The sequence below is a fragment of the Rhodoferax sp. UBA5149 genome (assembly GCF_002413825.1).
Taxonomy (GTDB): Bacteria; Pseudomonadota; Gammaproteobacteria; order Burkholderiales; family Burkholderiaceae_C; genus Rhodoferax.
Map to the genome: position 1 here is coordinate 6,304 of NZ_DHXT01000150.1, position 316 is coordinate 6,619.

At 66.1% G+C, this 316-nt stretch carries 1 pseudogene; it reads right to left on the reverse strand.

The window, feature by feature from the left end:
* A pseudogene (locus B3V69_RS12865) lies at nucleotides 1-254 on the reverse strand (ammonia channel protein); the annotation flags it as partial.
* Nucleotides 255-316: the final 62 nt, after the last annotated feature.

A 316-nucleotide genomic window follows, 5' to 3' on the forward strand; every position in this document is an offset into this window, starting at 1 on the left:
CGCACCAGGCCGCCGTAGAACAGGGCCAGACCCGGGATGGACATCATGATGACGAAGGCCGTTGCCACGATCATCCATGCCACATCGCCCTTGTTGGGAACGGGTGCGGGTGTCGCGGCGACGGACGTGGCAACTGCCGGTGCGGCGGCGGTCACAGCAGCCGCAGGGGCGGCCGGTGCTGCAGGCGCTGCGTCAGCGGGCTTGGCTTCAGCCGCGGTGGAAGCCGTGGGGGCTGCCGCTGGCGTCTGTGCCATCACCGCTGTGCCACCAGCCAGCAGACTCAATCCCAAAGTAAGGGAAGCAAGTAGTTTTTTCA